A 1,694-nucleotide genomic window follows, 5' to 3' on the forward strand; every position below is an offset into this window, starting at 1 on the left:
TAGGGGTTGTCGTTTAATTCTAAGAATTCAATATCTATAGACGAGGGTATGCCTTCCGAGGTTGCCATCGTTTGCTTATTTTCGGAGTTTTATCGTAATTTTGGTCGATTCTTGTCTTGTCAGGGCATAGTTATCCCTTGCATGGAGGATAATGCTATACGAGGTTAAGCAGCCTGATGGAGTTCCGCTTTTGCAATTCTTCTTGCCAGTTGTACTGCATTAGCCGTGTGGATGCCGAAGAAGATGATTAGGATTTCTGTCTTCTTGATTCGGCCGCTTATCCGCTTGAGTCCGTAATGTTCCTTCTGCGTTCCAAAGGATCCTTCCATTGCTGTGGCTCGTACACGGGCAAGTTCTTTCTTGACCATGCTGACAGTGGACGTGGTTTCTCGCTTCCTGCCTTTCTGCGAGAATGAAGTCACAATGTTTTGTTCACTGCAGAAAGAACGGTTGGCATTACCAGAATAACTGCAGTCGCCAGCCAGTTTGGTGATCTTCTCTCCAAAGAGTTTCTCTGCAAGCTTTACACAATGCACAAGACGAGTACCCTCATTGAATGCGTTGAACGAAAGTTTCTCGATGAACGACAGGCCATCAACCTGTATGTTGTTACACTTGGCTCCAAACTCGACCTTCTTTACTTCCTTGCCACGGACGATTGGACGTATGTATGGTTTGTTGACGCTTACGATACGATTAGGAATGCTCTCCTTGGCATTGCCACTCTCGTGATGCTTATGCTGCTGACGGTATATCTTCGTTATCGTCTCTATTTCTGCGAGTTGCTTATCGGAGAAGATTCCTGCGCAGGGATTTTCTCTGTCGAGTCTTCTTAACTCTTTGAGAATCTTCCCTAACAGATCCAACTGTCGACGGATCATCCTGCGAGTACGCTTGTTGGTGTGATGGCGTTGCTTCACATAGGCCATGTTGTCGTGGGCAACATCAAGGTACTTCGTCCTCATGCGGTGAATGCCGAGTTCCTTACTTGCCTCACACATCATTGTATATACCTTCTCTACGCATTCCCATAGCAACTTTGTGTCAGTGGGGTAACGCATGCTGCTTTCGTAGCACGTTGCATCCGTATAGATTGTATCAAGATTCCTCATGTATGGTTTCCATGTTTCTGCCAATGACTCCTGCTGAGTCTGGATCTTCAGGCGCTTGGACAGTTCAAGGATAATATCATCTATGAGCTTGTAGTTGGTCAGGGGATTGGCTGAACTTATTCGGATGCCACAGAATATCTGATAGTGTATGTTGGCGTTGAGCTGCTCCATAAGTTTGGGGGCAGACAATCCGGTATACGACTTGAGGAACATGAGTGCCACCTTGCCTTCAGGGCTGAAGTAAGATTTGCGACCGACTTTTCTGCGTGGAACAGAGTCAATCAAACCGAATCTAATGGCCATCTCACGCAACGGAAGGAGGGCATGAAAGCGTCCGAGTTCACTCTTTTTGAACGACTCTTCATAATCTTTGTAAAAATCAAACTCTGTGAACGCAAGACCTGGTGTTATTTCAGAAAATTGTAGTACCTTTGCCATGACGATTATTTTTCGTTTCCCCCAAAACAGGCCGGTCAAAGCAGTTTGGGGGATTTTTTATTATTTTATGCAAAGATACAAAATTCTTATAACACTGACAATTAGATCGTTAGGTTGTTTTTGACTGATTTACGAGCATCCCTA

General features: G+C 44.9%; 1 protein-coding gene. It reads right to left on the bottom strand.

All coding sequences use genetic code 11. The features are described 5' to 3' along the window. Window positions 1–164: 164 nt before the first annotated feature. A complete protein-coding gene (locus CIK94_RS01595; protein ID WP_094420941.1) occupies window positions 165–1,550 on the bottom strand; it encodes a transposase in 1,386 nt (461 codons plus the stop codon). Window positions 1,551–1,694: the final 144 nt, after the last annotated feature.

The sequence above is a fragment of the Prevotella sp. P4-51 genome (assembly GCF_002251455.1).
Taxonomy (GTDB): domain Bacteria; phylum Bacteroidota; class Bacteroidia; order Bacteroidales; family Bacteroidaceae; genus Prevotella.